General features: G+C 54.3%; 13 protein-coding genes and 1 pseudogene. 8 read left to right on the top strand and 6 right to left on the bottom strand.

Annotated elements, in window-relative coordinates; translation table 11 throughout:
• The 3 genes from AAAB35_RS00230 to AAAB35_RS00220 form a co-directional block, all read right to left on the bottom strand.
• A partial coding sequence (locus AAAB35_RS00230; RefSeq protein ID WP_340666245.1) for a glycosyltransferase occupies positions 1–392 on the bottom strand: 392 nt, incomplete at its 3' end.
• An 83-nt stretch (positions 393–475) separates the two neighbouring features.
• Positions 476–1,807 carry a UDP-glucose/GDP-mannose dehydrogenase family protein gene (locus tag AAAB35_RS00225; RefSeq protein ID WP_340666244.1) on the bottom strand — a complete coding sequence of 444 codons (1,332 nt, stop codon included), beginning with the start codon at positions 1,805–1,807 and terminating at the stop codon, positions 476–478.
• Positions 1,808–1,949: 142 nt separating this feature from the next.
• The gene (locus tag AAAB35_RS00220; protein WP_340666243.1) at positions 1,950–2,627 is read right to left on the bottom strand and encodes a sugar transferase; all 678 of its coding nucleotides are present in this window, start codon (positions 2,625–2,627) and stop codon (positions 1,950–1,952) included.
• A gap of 625 nt (positions 2,628–3,252) precedes the next feature.
• Between AAAB35_RS00220 and AAAB35_RS00215 the strand changes: the two are divergent.
• A pseudogene (locus tag AAAB35_RS00215) lies at positions 3,253–3,636 on the top strand (DUF2958 domain-containing protein); the annotation flags it as partial.
• Positions 3,637–3,765: 129 nt separating this feature from the next.
• Here AAAB35_RS00215 and AAAB35_RS00210 read toward each other — a convergent pair.
• Positions 3,766–4,947, bottom strand: a complete 1,182-nt coding sequence (locus AAAB35_RS00210) for an O-antigen ligase (RefSeq protein WP_340666242.1) — start codon at positions 4,945–4,947, stop codon at positions 3,766–3,768.
• Between the two features lie 387 nt (positions 4,948–5,334).
• Here AAAB35_RS00210 and AAAB35_RS00205 point away from each other — a divergent pair, with 387 nt between their 5' ends.
• The 7 genes from AAAB35_RS00205 to AAAB35_RS00175 all read left to right on the top strand — a co-directional run bounded on the left by AAAB35_RS00205 (position 5,335) and on the right by AAAB35_RS00175 (position 13,572).
• On the top strand, positions 5,335–5,703 hold the full coding sequence (locus tag AAAB35_RS00205) for a hypothetical protein (RefSeq protein ID WP_340666241.1): 369 nt from the start codon (positions 5,335–5,337) through the stop codon (positions 5,701–5,703).
• A 434-nt stretch (positions 5,704–6,137) separates the two neighbouring features.
• Entirely contained in the window at positions 6,138–6,890 is a 753-nt protein-coding gene (locus AAAB35_RS00200) for a glycoside hydrolase family 16 protein (RefSeq protein ID WP_340666246.1), read from the top strand.
• 135 nt (positions 6,891–7,025) lie between these two features.
• On the top strand, positions 7,026–8,204 hold the full coding sequence (locus AAAB35_RS00195) for a glycosyl transferase family 1 (protein WP_340666240.1): 1,179 nt from the start codon (positions 7,026–7,028) through the stop codon (positions 8,202–8,204).
• Positions 8,205–8,251: 47 nt separating this feature from the next.
• Positions 8,252–9,259 (top strand): glycosyltransferase family 2 protein, encoded by a 1,008-nt coding sequence (locus AAAB35_RS00190; RefSeq protein ID WP_340666239.1) that lies wholly within the window; start codon positions 8,252–8,254, stop codon positions 9,257–9,259.
• On the top strand, positions 9,256–10,236 hold the full coding sequence (locus tag AAAB35_RS00185) for a glycosyltransferase family 2 protein (protein ID WP_340666238.1): 981 nt from the start codon (positions 9,256–9,258) through the stop codon (positions 10,234–10,236). The genes AAAB35_RS00190 and AAAB35_RS00185 overlap by 4 nt, the downstream gene beginning before the upstream one ends.
• On the top strand, positions 10,226–11,179 hold the full coding sequence (locus tag AAAB35_RS00180) for a glycosyltransferase family 2 protein (protein WP_340666237.1): 954 nt from the start codon (positions 10,226–10,228) through the stop codon (positions 11,177–11,179). The genes AAAB35_RS00185 and AAAB35_RS00180 overlap by 11 nt, the downstream gene beginning before the upstream one ends.
• A gap of 89 nt (positions 11,180–11,268) precedes the next feature.
• The gene (locus AAAB35_RS00175; protein ID WP_340666236.1) at positions 11,269–13,572 is read left to right on the top strand and encodes a polysaccharide biosynthesis tyrosine autokinase; all 2,304 of its coding nucleotides are present in this window, start codon (positions 11,269–11,271) and stop codon (positions 13,570–13,572) included.
• 35 nt (positions 13,573–13,607) lie between these two features.
• On the opposite strand, the gene AAAB35_RS00170 is transcribed toward AAAB35_RS00175, so the two are convergent.
• Positions 13,608–14,402 carry a metallophosphoesterase gene (locus tag AAAB35_RS00170; protein ID WP_340666235.1) on the bottom strand — a complete coding sequence of 265 codons (795 nt, stop codon included), beginning with the start codon at positions 14,400–14,402 and terminating at the stop codon, positions 13,608–13,610.
• Between the two features lie 96 nt (positions 14,403–14,498).
• Positions 14,499–14,692 (bottom strand): hypothetical protein (locus tag AAAB35_RS00165; protein WP_340666234.1); only part of this gene is annotated, 194 nt, incomplete at its 5' end.

The following is a 14,692-nucleotide window of genomic DNA, read 5'->3' as shown; positions in this document are numbered from 1 at the left end:
CCAGCAAGTTCATGAAATTCAACGTTTCTAAGGTAGATGACAAGCGGCACGTCCTGAGCTTGCAGGGCTTTTCCGATCGGCACCGATTTATGGCATTGCACGACTGCGACGTCCGGCTTGAGCCGTTTGACGGCGAAGGCTGCCGCCTCCCAGGGAAACCAGGCCCTGACGACAGGGTATCCCGGAAAACTGTCGATTGTGGCGCGCTGCCCCGTGATTTTCATCTTGGCACGCGCTTTGAATCCGAACATCCCTTCGCCGAACAAAGCAGCCAGCACCGCCGCTTCATGTCCGTGCGCGCGCAATTGCTCGACCAAGTGATGGGTGCTGGATTGAACGCCGCCGCTGAACTGTGGAGTGTATCCATTACCGCCCGCAAAAAGAACATTCATCGTCGTTCCTCGTTGTCCTTTTCCGACCCTGCAAGCTTCGAGACACCAGCAGGAACGTGTGATATATGCAACCCCCGCATAGCCTACGCCGCCTTTCTGCCGATACTGTGATACTGAAGCCCATGGCGGGCGATGACCTTGGGGTCATAAAGGTTGCGTCCATCAAAGATGACGGGTGTCGTCAAGGCGTCCCGCATCAGATCAAACGATGGTGCACGAAAACTTTTCCATTCCGTTGCGATGAGCAGGGCGTCAGCGCCACGCAGCGCCGCTTCCTTGGTTCCGCAAAGAAGCAAGTCGCTGCGCTGGCCGTAAATGCTCTGGCATTCCTGCATTGCCTCCGGGTCAAATGCCTGCACGGTTGCGCCGGCCTGCCAAAGGGCCTCCATGAGCGTGCGCGAGGGCGCCTCGCGCATGTCGTCCGTGTTTGGCTTGAAGGCCAGACCCCAGAGTGCAAATGTCTTGCCCTTGAGACTTCCCTTGAAATAGCGATTAACCTTGTCGAACAGGATCGATTTTTGTTCAGTGTTCCGCTCATCCACCGCTTTGAGCATCTTGGCGTCGAAGCTGATGCCATCTGCCGTCTTGATCATGGCGCGAATATCCTTCGGAAAACATGAGCCGCCATAGCCCATGCCTGGATAGATGAAGTCGTATCCGATGCGTGGATCGCTGCCGATACCCTTGCGGACTTCTTCGATATCGGCACCGAGCCGTTCTGCCAGACCGGACATCTCATTCATGAAGCTGATCTTGGTCGCGAGAAGGCAATTGGCTGCATATTTTGTAAATTCGGCGCTGCGCACATCCATCACGATCATTTTCTCGTGATTGCGGCTGAACGGCGCGTAAAGCTCCCGCATGACTTTTTCGGTATCAGGATTGCCGGTCCCGACAATGATCCGATCGGGTTTCATGCAATCGGGCACGGCCGAGCCTTCTTTGAGGAATTCCGGATTCGAGACGACATCGAACTCAAGGTCTTCGCGCTCTCTCGCCTTGAGCATCTCGGCGATCGTCGAGCGTATTTGCTCGCAGGTGCCTACCGGTACCGTCGACTTGCTGACGATGATTTTCGGCTCGTCCATGTCGCGTCCAATTTTTTCGGCAACGTCGAGCACATATTTGATGTCGGCCGATCCGTCCTGGCTCTGAGGTGTGCCGACCGCACTCATCAGAATCTTGCCGTGCTTGATCGCCGCCGTCGCATCGGTCGTGAACCTGATGCGGCCCGCAGCATGATTTTCCCTGACAAGACTCTCAAGGCCCGGCTCGTGGATCGGGATGAGCCCCTGATTGAGCCGTTCTACCTTTTCGGCGTCAATGTCGACGCACAAGACATGGTGCCCCACCTCAGCAAGCACCGCAGCCTGCACGAGACCGACATAGCCAATTCCAAAAACTGTCAACTTCATCTGGTGGGTTCCTTTGCAAGACGCCGGAGCCCCTTGGAGCCGGTCGCTTCAACTTGGCTTCTGATCGCACTAAAGTCACAGGCCTTGCGGACTGCCTCAAAAACAGTCCATTCGCGTCAGTCACTGCAATTGTTCAGCTATGTCAGTAGCTGCCTTTGGCCAAGCAAACGACAGGTACGGTCTTGATGATAATGCGCAAGTCCAGGGCCAGGGACCAGTTCTCGACGTAATGCCGGTCAATCGCCACCCGGGTGTCGTATGATACGTCGTTGCGTCCGCTTATCTGCCACAATCCCGTCAGCCCTGGGCGTGATCTGAGATAAAATACCGCGGCGCTGCCATAATTCTCCAGTTCGTCGCGTACAACTGGACGGGGCCCGACAATGCTCATATGGCCCTGAAGGATATTGATGATCTGCGGCAGTTCATCGAGGCTCAACTTTCTGAGCACAGCGCCAACGCGGGTTACACGAGGATCGTCTTTGAGCTTGCGGGTGGTATCCCACTCGGCCTTCGCCTCCGGGTTGGCTCCGAAGTGGCTGGCCAGCACGGCGTCGCCGTCCTCGACCATTGTCCGGAATTTGAGGCACTGGAATGTGCAGCCTCCGCGCCCAATCCGGCGATGGCCATAAAGCACTGAACCACCATCGGAAAAGCGCACGAGAAGTGCAACGAGCAAGAACAGTGGGCTGAGGACGATGAGACCCGTCAAAGCGCCGGCAATATCAAATCCGCGCTTTACAAATCCACCCAGGACTGGCTCGAAATTGGTATCGACCTGCGGAAACGTCAAGTCGGTCGATTTGATTGAATCGCTCATGGCACAACTCCAGGTCGGTAGTCCAATTGCTGATGCGACGATACCAAAAGGGTACATCAAATTGATGATGCGACGATATCGAAAGGGAACCTACATCAATTGATCAGTCAAAAATATGATGCATTGCAACACAAAAGATTACAGAAGATTAAGATTTTTGAAATACTTGGTTTTGGCCACAAAATGCCCATAAATTGCCCATTTTTTGACCTTTTTGACTATTGATTGCCCGCATTTGCCTCCGCCTGTTGGGTTGCAGCCGCAAGCATAATTGGTCGCAAAGCTCGGGTTTTGCTGCAAAGCAATAAATTTGTGGCATGCGCATCAAAGTCGCGCTACATTTGGCAACGTTCGGAGCGATAATCGATGGGTCGGTGTATGATCCAGTTACGGCAAAGTCCCGCTTGCCAAGTGATAGCCCTCGGTCCCGCAGCGTCCATCATCGCGCCCTTGGCAGCAGCCACACTCGCTCACCGACTCAACGTGCTACGCGCAATTGGCGTGAAGAACGCGGCGCGTCGGCCCGCGATGTGGAAGCCGGCTCTGTCTTTCAGACCCAGGGAGTCTGGCCGAAAATCAACACTTGCCACGATGCAACGGAACAAACTCACTCACCTTCGAAAGGATGACACCCGAAATTTCCGACAGAACCGCGAGGTTATGTCCCTCGGTCAATGAAGAGGAGAAAAGAATGTCCGAATTGATCACCAGTGAGCAACTGACACGGATGGTTGAAAACTTCCGCGCCAACGCAACACAATATCAAGCCGGCGAAAGGACCTTCGACTTCAAGCCCGTTGTGAAATTGTGCAAGCCGAAAGACAGGGCAACGTGGTTGTTGACCGAATACGATCCTGACTTCGACATTCTGTTTGGCTTATGCGATTTGGGGTTTGGATTTCCGGAGCTCGGGAATGTTCCACTGGAAGAGTTTCAGTTTGCTGCCGATGCAACCGAGATAAAGGCCGACACCACATTTCAGGCGGCAAAAACATTGAGCGAATATGCGGCTGACGCGCTGAAGAGACGGTTATATCGTTGTTTGACAGAGCGTTGGTGCCAGCCTTGCGATACACCGATGTTCCAATCATGGCAAAACGCTCCCGCAATCTGCTGGTGTGAGGTAGATCGGCAACGACTATTGTTGCCCCGCCAAACGGGTTGCGTGCATCATCCTGAGCCCAGCGCGTTGCGGGATGGCGATGAGACCGGCCGAATAATAAAGCAGGAACGACCCGATCGTATAAGGCTGGATGAAGTCGATTTCGAAGAACGAGCGGATCAACAATAACAGCGCGATACCAAACATAAGGTGGGCTTGCGGGGTGTATTCCTCTGTCAAAAGACGCACAAGGAACCCTAGCACGACACCCACGATGACCAGACAGATCAGAACAAAGCCAACATATCCAAGTTCGACGAGCACCTCGATATAGGTATTGTGGAAATGGAATCCGCTGCGCGCAGTGATGTAAAACTCGTTCCATAACCGCTCGGCCTCAGAAAATCCTTGTACCCAATAGGCCTGATATCCAATTCCCATGAGTGGCGATTGATGAGATGCTCTAAGTCCCTCTTGCCAAAGATATGTACGCCCGGTGAGGGTGGAATTCTTGCCGAAGGCACCGAGCACCAGATCAATCGCGCCGGAATTGATGGCCACGGCCATAAGGACCAGCGCGATGGCAAGACCAAACAGAAAAAAGGATCGACGGTTTTTCGGCGAGAATTTCAATACAATGCCAACAACCGCGGTAATGACGAGAGTAGCAAGCGTTGCAATGACAGAGGTGGCCGAACTGGAAGCCACCAAGCAATAGGCTGACAGGATACCGCAGAGCAGGGCGATGCAACGCCACAACCTGCTGGTGCGGACAATAAGGAAACTTGCGAAAACGAAATAGACACCCAAGGAGGCGAAAAAGCCGAGTTGATTCTTGGAGGAGAACGCACCCACAAAACTGTAGGAACCGTCCAGGGGATCATAGTGGTAATCGCCGAACCCAAGCGAATAGAGCAGGACCAGTGCGACACCGATGCTTACCCCGCTTAAGAAGGTACGCGCGTCGATGGTGCGAGATGCAATCAACGCACAGATGATCGTTGTCACATACTGGATGCCCGCACGCAGGGTAACACCGGGAGCGGCCGACCAAGTGAACGACATGCAGGCGAAGATGGCAAAGGGTAAAATCCAGTAAAAGCGCGCGTAATTGCCGATCACTTTTCGATAGTCGACCAAAACAAGAGGCAACCACAGCGCGTAAAAAAATAGAATGGATAAAAATCCAAAGAGTGTCGAATAGGCAAAGACGAACACAGACAGGGCGACGGCGAGCGTTCCATACCAAATATTCTTGCCTGGCTCGACAAGCAGCGATTTTGCAATTCTCATCGTGACAATGTCCGTATGGGATCCTTGCGTTTTCTCTTGGATCTATGTCTTTTTTGGTCGTTTAAAGGCGCTTCGAGCTTGTGTGCGTCCTCAAGGTAACGTCAAAAATCTCGCACTGTTGAAACGTTTTGTAAAACTCCAAAGGACGCGCGATGGCTTTTGGAGGTTGAAGCTGCTGCAAAAGCCGGGTTCAGCAATGCGACTTGACAGGGATCAAACCGCAACGAACCATTGCACTACACCAGAACGGTCCGTTGCTGTCATCGTACCTGGCATGGTGTCGATTGCTGTGGACAACAAATGGGGTAAAAGATGGCGTTATTCAGCTTCCGGACAAGAAATCCGGAAAGAGATCGGCAAACAGACGCCAGGCGCTTCCAAAACCTCAAGCAGGCGATAAGGGACGCGCTTGCCGAGACCGAGCGCGAGCGTGATGGCTTTCGCCGCCGCTATGATGACGCTTCGGTCGATGCTGCATTTTCTTTCGAGAACATCGAAAACGAAGGCGCAACAGAACGGACGTTGGCGCAGGTGGACAACCTCACGCAGGCACTGACAAGGTTCTCCCAGCGTATCGATCTTTTGGAAAAGCAGACCTTGTTCATGCGGGAAATCGATGAGGCGATAACGCGATTTGAGAACGCGAATGGCATTGGCCAAATGGATCCGAAATCGGATTAGTCACGCGGTGCGTTTTGTATCTTTGAAAGGCCGCTACTTAAGATGAAGAAGGCTGCTTGAATGCGACGTTAAAAAGGCAAGGCTCCTTGCGCCGACGTTGAACTCTAGTGATATAACATATTGATTTGACTTTAAAAACCCAGATCACGTTTCCCTTTTTTTGCGCGGTTGACATGGGTTGACGCGCGTTGTGATAATGACGCGGTGCAGCAAAAGCTACTGCACACTGTCGTAGGTCATGAATTCATCCGGTAAGCCGCACGCGCAGCGAGGACTAAGGATTTGATACCCATGATGGTGGATACGAACATGTGTCGGAACGGATCAGCTTGCTTCGGATTGTGCCCAATATCGGCGTCTTGCCGATGCGGCTTTTCTCCATTCAGAAAGGAAGATCCATGGTGGCCATGATTTCATCCAGATGTGCATTTTGCATGACACTTGTCGTTAGCCTGGTTCCAGGCCTCTCAGCCGCTCACGCACAGGATACCGGAAAGTCCTTTGTTGAAGCCTTCGCGAACCTGAACAAGAAACGCTGGTACGTTTCGGACGGTTGGTCCAATGGCGGCCATCAGAATTGCACGTGGTCGGCAGGACAAGTAAATCTGACGGATGGCAAACTTGTCCTCGGCTTCGCACCGCAAAAAACCAAGGATCGCAACTACGTCTGCGGCGAAATCCAGACCAATGCGCGTTTCGGCTACGGTACTTATGAAGCACGCATCAAGGCCGCAGCAGGTTCCGGCTTCAATACCAGCTTTTTCAGTTATATCGGCCCTGCTCAAAAACAGCCGTGGGATGAAATCGATTTCGAGTTCCTCGGAAAGGACCCGTCCAAGGTTCAGCTGAATTCATATGTCAATGGAAAGGGCGGGCATGAGAAGTTGGTTGAGGTGCCTGGAGGGGCGAACAGCGGGTATAACGATTTTGCCTTTGTTTGGGAAAAGGACCGCTTGCGTTACTACGTGAACGGACATTTGGTGCATACAGTCACCGATCCGGCGGCTCTGCCCACCCATCCACAGAAGATATATCTGAGCTTGTGGGCCAGCGACAAGATGAAATCCTGGCTTGGCGCTTTCGAACCTCCCGAGGCGCCGGTTTCAGCTGAGTTCACCCGGGTCGCATTCACCGCGCTCGGAGAACCCTGCCAATTCAAAGATTCCGTGGCCTGTTCATTGCAATGATATCAAATCTTCGCCCAATTCCCGAATACAATGCGACCGGGCCCCTTATGCCTCTTGTTGCAGTGAAGCAGAAATGTTGCGCTGCAGCAGAAGGCATACTAGGCTGAGTGCGCAGATCAATTGCGGGATAACCTCATGCTGCATGTCCTGTATCTGGTTCATGATCTTTCCGATCCAGCGGTACGGCGCCGGGTGGTGATGATGCAGGCCGGTGGCGCGAGCGTCACGGTTGCTGGTTTCAGACGCAGCCGCGAGCCGGTCACCGAGATCGCCACGCTCGTTCCGATCGATCTGGGCAGAACGGGCGACGGTCGGTTCGCTCAACGCCTCGCCGCCGTTGCGCGCGCGGCATGGACGCTTGCCTCGAACCTCAGGGATGTTGCTGTTCCCGATCTCATCATCGGCCGCAATCTGGAAATGCTGGCGCTTGCCAATCGGGCAAAACGAATTTTTGCCGGTGATGTGCCTATTGTCTATGAATGCCTTGATATTCATCGCCTGCTCTTGCGCGACGACCTGACGGGCAAGGCGTTGCGGTTCGTGGAACGAACCCTCGGCAACAATGCACAGCTTCTTATTACCTCTTCGCCCGCCTTTGTCAGGCAATATTTCGCACCTTTCGGCCAGTTGAACATGCCGGTCCAGGTAGTGGAGAACAAGGTACTGGAACTCGGGCTGCAGGAAACGCCGGCGACAACATACCGGCGCACTTCAGATCAAGGCGAGCCGTGGAAGATTGGTTGGTTTGGTGCTCTGCGCTGCCACCGTTCGCTCGAGCTTCTGTCGGCCTTCTCGCGTCAAATGGATGGCCGGATCGAAATCATTCTGAGGGGGCGCCCCGCTTATTCGCAATTTTGCGATTTTGACCGCTTCGTTGCCGCCGAACCTTTCATGCGGTTTCATGGCGCCTACGCAAATCCGGAAGATCTGGCAAATATCTACGATGAAGTTCATTTTTCGTGGGCCGTCGATTTCTTCGAGGAGGGGCAAAACTCAAACTGGCTCCTGCCGAACAGGCTTTATGAAGGATGTCGGTATGGATGTGTGCCGATCGCCATGCAGGGCACCGAGACTTCGTTGTTTTTGCAGGCGCACGGGATTGGCTTTTCGTTAAACGAACCGACCGTCGAAGCGCTGGTTGGTTTGTTCGATCAGCTGGATCCGGAGCGCTATGGAAAGGCCCGGGACAAAGTCACTGCGCACAAACGTGAAACGTGGGTGTTCGACCAAAACGACTGCCGCGCTCTGGTGGAGCGCCTGGGAAAACTCCTTCATGCCAATGAGCGCAGCGCCTTTCTTGAGGCCGCCGCCTGACCGCGCAATAGCGGTCGAGCCAAACGAAAGCAGGAGACGCAACCGCGATGCCAAGCGCAACAAAACCAGTTTTTGTCGGCCGATGCATTGTTATCGTGCCTTGCCTGAACGAAGCCGAACATATTGGTATGCTTCTTGAAAAACTTGGAGCCGAAGCCCGGCGTCTCGATCTGAAGATCATTGTCGTGGACGGCGGGAGCAGCGATGGCACACAGCAGATCGTTGCGCAAACAATGCAAGGCGATCCACACGTCGTTCTTCTGCACAATGAAAGAAAAATCCAAAGTGCTGCAGTCAATCTTGCGGTGGCGACCTTTGGTGACGGGCATGATTATCTCATCCGCATTGACGCGCATGGGAAATATCCGGAAGATTATTGCGAACAATTGCTCAGTGAGGCCCAAGCAACAGGGGCCGATTCGGTTGTCATCGGCATGACGACCGAGGGAATCGGGACCTTTCAAAAAGCCACTGCCCTGGCACAGAATTCCAGACTCGGCAACGGTGGTGCCAGGCATCGCCATGGCGCAAAAGGCCATTGGACGGACCATGGACACCATGCATTAATGCGAATTTCCGTGTTCCGCCAGGTGGGCGGATACGACGAGACCTTCACCCATAACGAGGACGCCGAGCTTGACTGTCGGCTGAAGGCTGCCGGTGCACGCATATGGATGACCGATAAGGCATGCATGATCTACTATCCGCGATCATCGGCCCTAGGGCTTTTCCGGCAATATCTCGGCTATGGGAGGGGCAGGGCGAAGAACCTCCTGAAACATCGCATGGTGCCGAAGGTGCGTCAGGCGCTTCCGCTGATGGTTCTGCCCGTCGTGGCCGGCGTGTTTCTCGCGGTTCTCAGCTGGTGGGCAGCGGTACCGGCCATGCTGTGGGTGACAATCTGTCTGGGTTACGGTGTCTGGATGGCTGTTGGCGAGCGCAACCCTTATGGTCCGCTCGCATCCGTATCAGCGATGATCATGCATTTTGCCTGGTCGACGGGCTTCTGGTTGCAATTGTTAAATCGGCACAAGCGCGGGGATGGGCGCTCATGACCGGGTCGAGCAGACATGGTCCGGACACTTCGAAGGATATCTGGATAGACATCTGCGTGTGCACCTATCGTCGTAGGCAACTCGAGGCGACCCTTAATTCGCTGGGTCAACTGACATTGCCAGACAATTGCAGCATGCGCGCTATCGTCGCCGACAATGATTTCGAGCCCAGCGCAAAAGAGTGGATCATCAATATTGCGTCGAAGTTGCCATTTGAGGTGCGTTATATCCATGTCCCGGCCGCAAACATATCATTGGCCCGCAATGCTTGCCTTGATGCCAGCACGGGAGATTACATTGCTTTCATAGACGATGACGAAACGGCATCGGAGCGATGGATAGCCGAGTTGCTGGCCACAGCGCTCGACACGCATGCCGATGCAGTGCTCGGGCCCGTGCGGGCGTCCTATGATGCGGATGCGCCGCGCTGGATGAGGCGAGGCGACTTCCATTCCACCTTTCCGGTATGGGTGCGCGGCGAAATCCGCACCGGCTATACATGCAATGCCCTGTTGCTCCGCTCCTCAGAATTCGTCGCCAGCCGGCGTTTCGATTTGGCGCTCGGACGCAGTGGCGGCGAGGATACGCAATATTTCACGCAGCTTCACGAAGCGGGCGGCAAGATCGCATTTGCACCGCAAGCATGGGTTTTCGAACCGGTACCCCAGCCACGAGCAAGGTTCTCCTGGCTGTGCAAACGGCGTTTTCGCGTGGGTCAGACCCACGGGCGAATTCTGCGGGGTGGAGCAAGTGCCGGCAAGCGCGCCGGACAGATCGCTCTTGCGGGTGCAAAAGCGAGCTTTAGCCTCGTTATGGCAATCGCGACCGCCTTTTCTGCCACCCGTCGGAACCGCTCGATCCTGCGCGGCATTATGCATACAGGTGTCGTCAGTGGCCTGATGGGCATCCAGGAAATCCAGCAATACGGTGAAGAAGCGATGGTTCCAGCAAGGAGAGACAAATCTCGTGCAGCCTGATGTCACCTTCATCATTGCCGCCTTTAACGCCGAGGGCACTATCGAGCGCGCAATAAAAAGCGCACTTGCACAGCACGGCGTTAGCGTGGAAGTCGTCGTCGCCGATGACAGATCGTCTGACAGAACCGCCGCCATTGCCGGTTCGTTTCCAAACGAGCAGGTGCGCGTCTTAACGCTTGAAAGCAATCGCGGTCCCGGCGGTGCGCGCAATGCGGCTCTTGATGTCGCCAAAGGGCGCTGGATTGCGGTGCTTGATTCCGACGACACGGTGTTGCCCGACCGCATCGCGCCAATGATAACCCGCGCTGCAAATGCGCGGGCAAAAGCGGCCGTAGACAACATCGAGGTGGTAAGGGAAGGCAAGGTGGGAAGAGAGACGATGTTCCCCGCCCATCATCTCGCAAGAATTCCCGAGATCACCCTGGCAGATTTCATAGCCTCGAACGTCGTTTTCAAGTCGGCATTCAATTTCGGCTATATGAAGCCGATTTTTGAGCGCCGATTCATCGAAACGCATGGTCTGCGTTATGAAGAGAACCTGCGGATCGGAGAAGACTATACCTTTCTTGCGTCAATTCTGGCCAAGGGAGGCAAATGCGTCGTCGAACCCTCGGTCGGCTACGCCTATCATGTACGTCCCGGCTCGGTCTCGCGCGTTCTTGAAATGCATCACATCACGTCGATGCTGGAGGCGGACAAGAGATTCATCGAAAGTTTTGAACTCAATGCCGAGGCGAGAGCCGCGCAGGCGCGGCGGACGCGGAGCCTGGAGCAAGCAAAATCCTTCCTCGCGCTCGTCGATCATATCAAACGCAGATCGATCAGCGGGATCATCGAGGTGGCAGTAAGAAACCCAGTGGCGTTTCGCCATCTCTCTATGCCCATTGGGGTGCGTCTCAAGCGATTGATCCCTTCCGCCACATCACAAAGCAAGGACTGGTAGGACATTGAATCATAAGCAATATTCTAGCTTGGCGGGAGAGTTTGGACAGCGGCCGCGGTTTGCTCCGCTCGCAAATGATGGGCGGTAACATGCATCAGAGCAATCGTTTCTTTAACGTTAGACTTGCGGGAAACCCCGACGGCGAAGCCAGCGCCGACAATTTCCTTGACCTCGAACAATTGCTGGCTATGGCTCGGCGACAGGCCAAGACAGTTGCCATAACTGCTGCGGCGGGTCTTCTGCTTGGCGTAGTCTACATTATCTTTGCCACACCAAACTATACGGCGGCGACCAGCATTCTGCTTGACGACAGTCTCGGTAAGTTCGCTGACGAAGTTTCGCCTGCACCGGCCAACATGCAGACCGATACGATCATCCTAAGCCAAATCGCGATTCTGAAGTCGTCCGAGCTGGCGGAAAAGGTGGTGAGAAAAGAAAGGCTTGACGAAAACGATACGTTCATGAATCCGCCGCGTTCCATTTTCTCTGGCGTCATATCCGGCATACGCACGGTTATCGGGTTTTTTAACAATGCAAAACCCACCAATACTGATCTATCCGCTGCGGATATGAAGCGCGAATACGCGGCAGCACTCCTGCAGTCCGGTCTTGATGTGGAACGGCAAGGACGCAGTTTCGTAATCGATCTGACCTTCACGTCGAATGACGCCGAACTGGCCGGCAGAATTGCCAAGGCTTACGCTGATGTCTATCTCTCGGATCAGTTGGATGCAAATTTCGACGCGACGCAAAGGGCCACCATCTGGCTTCAGGGACGTCTGAACGAACTGAAGGCAAATTCCCAGGCCGCCGCCCTCGAAGTCGAGCGCTTCAGGGCTGCCAATGGCCTGACTGCAGCGAAGGGAGCGCTGGTATCTGAGCAACAACTCTCCGACATCAATAGCCAGTTGATTTTGGCGCAGGCAGACACGGCGCGGGCCCTTGCACTCTATAATCAATACAAATCAATCCTGAACGCCGGTCCCGAGGGCGCGGTCAACAACGCGGCCGTGATATCCGATCAGGGTGGAACATCGGTCATTGGCACGCTCAGGGCGCGCTATCTGACGATTACCAAGCGCGAGCAGGAAATTGTCAGCCGCTTCGGTCAGGATCATCCGCAAGCCGTAAGTCTTCGCACCGAGGAGCAGGACGTGGCTCGGCAAATTTTTCAGGAGCTTCAGCAAGTAACCGAAAGCTACCGCAACCAGTATGAAGCGGCGCAGTCGCGCGAGACATCGCTGCGGGAAGGTCTGAATAATGCCACCGGAAAGACATCCATGGCAAATGAGGCGCTCGTACACCTCAAGGAGCTGGAACAGAATTCTCAAGCATTGAGCAATCTCTATCAGACCTATCTCACCCGCTATCAGGAGGCCTCGCAGCAACAGTCCTTTCCGATTGCCAAAGCGCGCGTGATTTCCGTGGCATCGACGCCAACGGATCCGTCCAGTCCCAAACGGAAATTGGCACTCGCAGCCTCCCTGCTTCTCGGCCTTTTTGCTGGCGGTGGCCTTGGCGCATGGCGTGAGTATCGAGAGCGCTTTTTCCGGGTGGGAGAGGACGTTCGGGCTCTCCTCGGCGTCAAGTTTCTTGGCTACGTTCCAAAACTCGACATGATCGCGGATGAAAAGAATTTACCGCCTCCCTCGGAGGGGCAGGCGCCTGTTGCCCGGACCAATATTACCCGTCTGGCTGTCGATAACCCGTCATCGCTATTTGCTGAAACACTGCGTAACGTCAAAATCGCCGCCGACGTGGTGCTGCAAGGCAAACAAAGCAAGGTGCTTGGCATCATTTCCGTTTTGCCGCACGAAGGCAAAACCACCCTTGCCGCCAATTTTGCCGGGTTGCTGGCCGCCAAGGGGGCAAAGACGCTGCTGATCGATGGTGATCTGCGCAATCCCGGGCTATCTCGCCGCCTGTCGCTTTCAACTCAAAAGGGCCTTGTGAAGGCGGTCATGGACGACCAGCCATGGCAAAATTCCGTCATAATCGACAACAAGACCAAGCTCGCCATTATCCCTTCAGTGCTGCACCGAAATCTGCCTCACTCAAGCGAGATTCTTTCGAGCCAGGGTATGAAAAAACTTGTGGATGAGGCGCGCAGTATATTCGAATACATTATCATTGATCTTCCGCCTCTCGGGCCAGTCGTCGACGCGAAAGCCTTTGCACCAATGGCCGATGGTTTCGTTATGGTGGCCGAATGGGGTGTAACGCCACGCGCACTCGTTAAGTCCGTGATGCAATCGGAGACCGAGATCACACCCAAGGTTCTCGGGCTGGTCCTTAACAAAGTCGATACCAAGCGGCTTGCAAAGTATAGCTCCTATGGAAGTTCCGAGCATTTCATGGAGCGGTATTCAAGCTACTATATCGATCAGGCATGATCAGGCTTGGCCAAAACATAGGACAAGACGGAGCGTTATGTCGTTAGCACACGGCCTTTCTTGTTCCAGAGGCGCAAGGCGCTGAGTCTACCGGTATGGAACGCGCCGGTGTCAATATTGAACCGTCTTCCTTCTTTCAGTGGCCTTTCGATTGGTGTGTGACCGTGAACGACCCATTGCCGGAGTAAATGCGCGTTTTCGTAGAACTCTCTGCGGATGGAAACAAGGTCCTCATCCCGTTGGTCTTCCAAGGCAATGGAGGGTCTTATACCGGCGTGCACAAAAAGGAAGCTTCCGGCATCAATCATGATTGGCAGGGAACGCAGAAATTCTTCATGCCGCAGTGGAATGGAAGCGCGGATGGTGACATCAAGCATTTCAGGCGAGCGATGGACTAGTCTCAAACGTTCGATGTCAATGCCATAGGAGAGTAGTGTCGAATTGGCCCCCATGGACCACCATTCCGGTAAAGAAATGCGCTTTTGAAGGTAGTCGAGCATCGCTATCTCGTGATTACCGGTAAGGCAGATGCGCTGGAAGCCTGGAAGGGGCGGATGGATCAGATGGTCAATAACCTGTGCTGACGACGGCCCGCGATCGACATAGTCGCCAAGCATGATGATCAGCTTTCCGCCGGGTATTGGAGCTGCATCTTCAGCGATCAGGCGTTCCAACGTTAGCAGCTGCTCATAACATCCGTGAACGTCGCCGATGACGTACACCGGGATCTGCGAAATGTCGATCGAAAGACGATGCCTTGCGACCCGCGGGACGGGACTGTCGGATCTTAAGAATCGAAGAAGTCTCTTCAACGCTCGTTCTCCGCTCATTGGTTACCAGCTGCAACCCGCTTAAGTGAAGGTGAGCGCCGATATCGTGCTCCCGCTCTTAACCGATCTGAGAAATATAGCACTGAAAACAACGGTTTAAACATGTTCAGATTCGGCTTCTTGAAGCAGGTGAGACCACTCGTCAAGACATCTTGATGAGAAAATGGATTGGCGGTTAACCGCAGGATAACGCCCGGCCTCCTTGTCCCTGCCACCATCCCAGCGTTCCCGTGCCCGCAAATTAAATGCGAACACGAAAAGATCGCGCATTATCAATAATATGTCACATC

Origin of the sequence: Phyllobacterium sp. (assembly GCF_037994425.1) — a bacterium.
Lineage (GTDB): Bacteria > Pseudomonadota > Alphaproteobacteria > Rhizobiales > Rhizobiaceae > Phyllobacterium.
This window is presented reverse-complemented; position numbering and strand designations above follow the sequence as displayed.

Bases quoted from the DNA above. Each gene is read 5' to 3' on its own strand.
- AAAB35_RS00185 (WP_340666238.1), top strand. From the start codon at position 9,256: ATGACCGGGTCGAGCAGACATGGTCCGGACACTTCGAAGGATATCTGG.
- AAAB35_RS00195 (WP_340666240.1), top strand. From the start codon at position 7,026: ATGCTGCATGTCCTGTATCTGGTTCATGATCTTTCCGATCCAGCGGTA.
- AAAB35_RS00190 (WP_340666239.1), top strand. From the start codon at position 8,252: ATGCCAAGCGCAACAAAACCAGTTTTTGTCGGCCGATGCATTGTTATC.
- AAAB35_RS00225 (WP_340666244.1), bottom strand. From the start codon at position 1,807: ATGAAGTTGACAGTTTTTGGAATTGGCTATGTCGGTCTCGTGCAGGCT.
- AAAB35_RS00205 (WP_340666241.1), top strand. From the start codon at position 5,335: ATGGCGTTATTCAGCTTCCGGACAAGAAATCCGGAAAGAGATCGGCAA.
- AAAB35_RS00220 (WP_340666243.1), bottom strand. From the start codon at position 2,627: ATGAGCGATTCAATCAAATCGACCGACTTGACGTTTCCGCAGGTCGAT.
- AAAB35_RS00170 (WP_340666235.1), bottom strand. From the start codon at position 14,402: ATGAGCGGAGAACGAGCGTTGAAGAGACTTCTTCGATTCTTAAGATCC.
- AAAB35_RS00175 (WP_340666236.1), top strand. From the start codon at position 11,269: ATGCATCAGAGCAATCGTTTCTTTAACGTTAGACTTGCGGGAAACCCC.
- AAAB35_RS00200 (WP_340666246.1), top strand. From the start codon at position 6,138: ATGACACTTGTCGTTAGCCTGGTTCCAGGCCTCTCAGCCGCTCACGCA.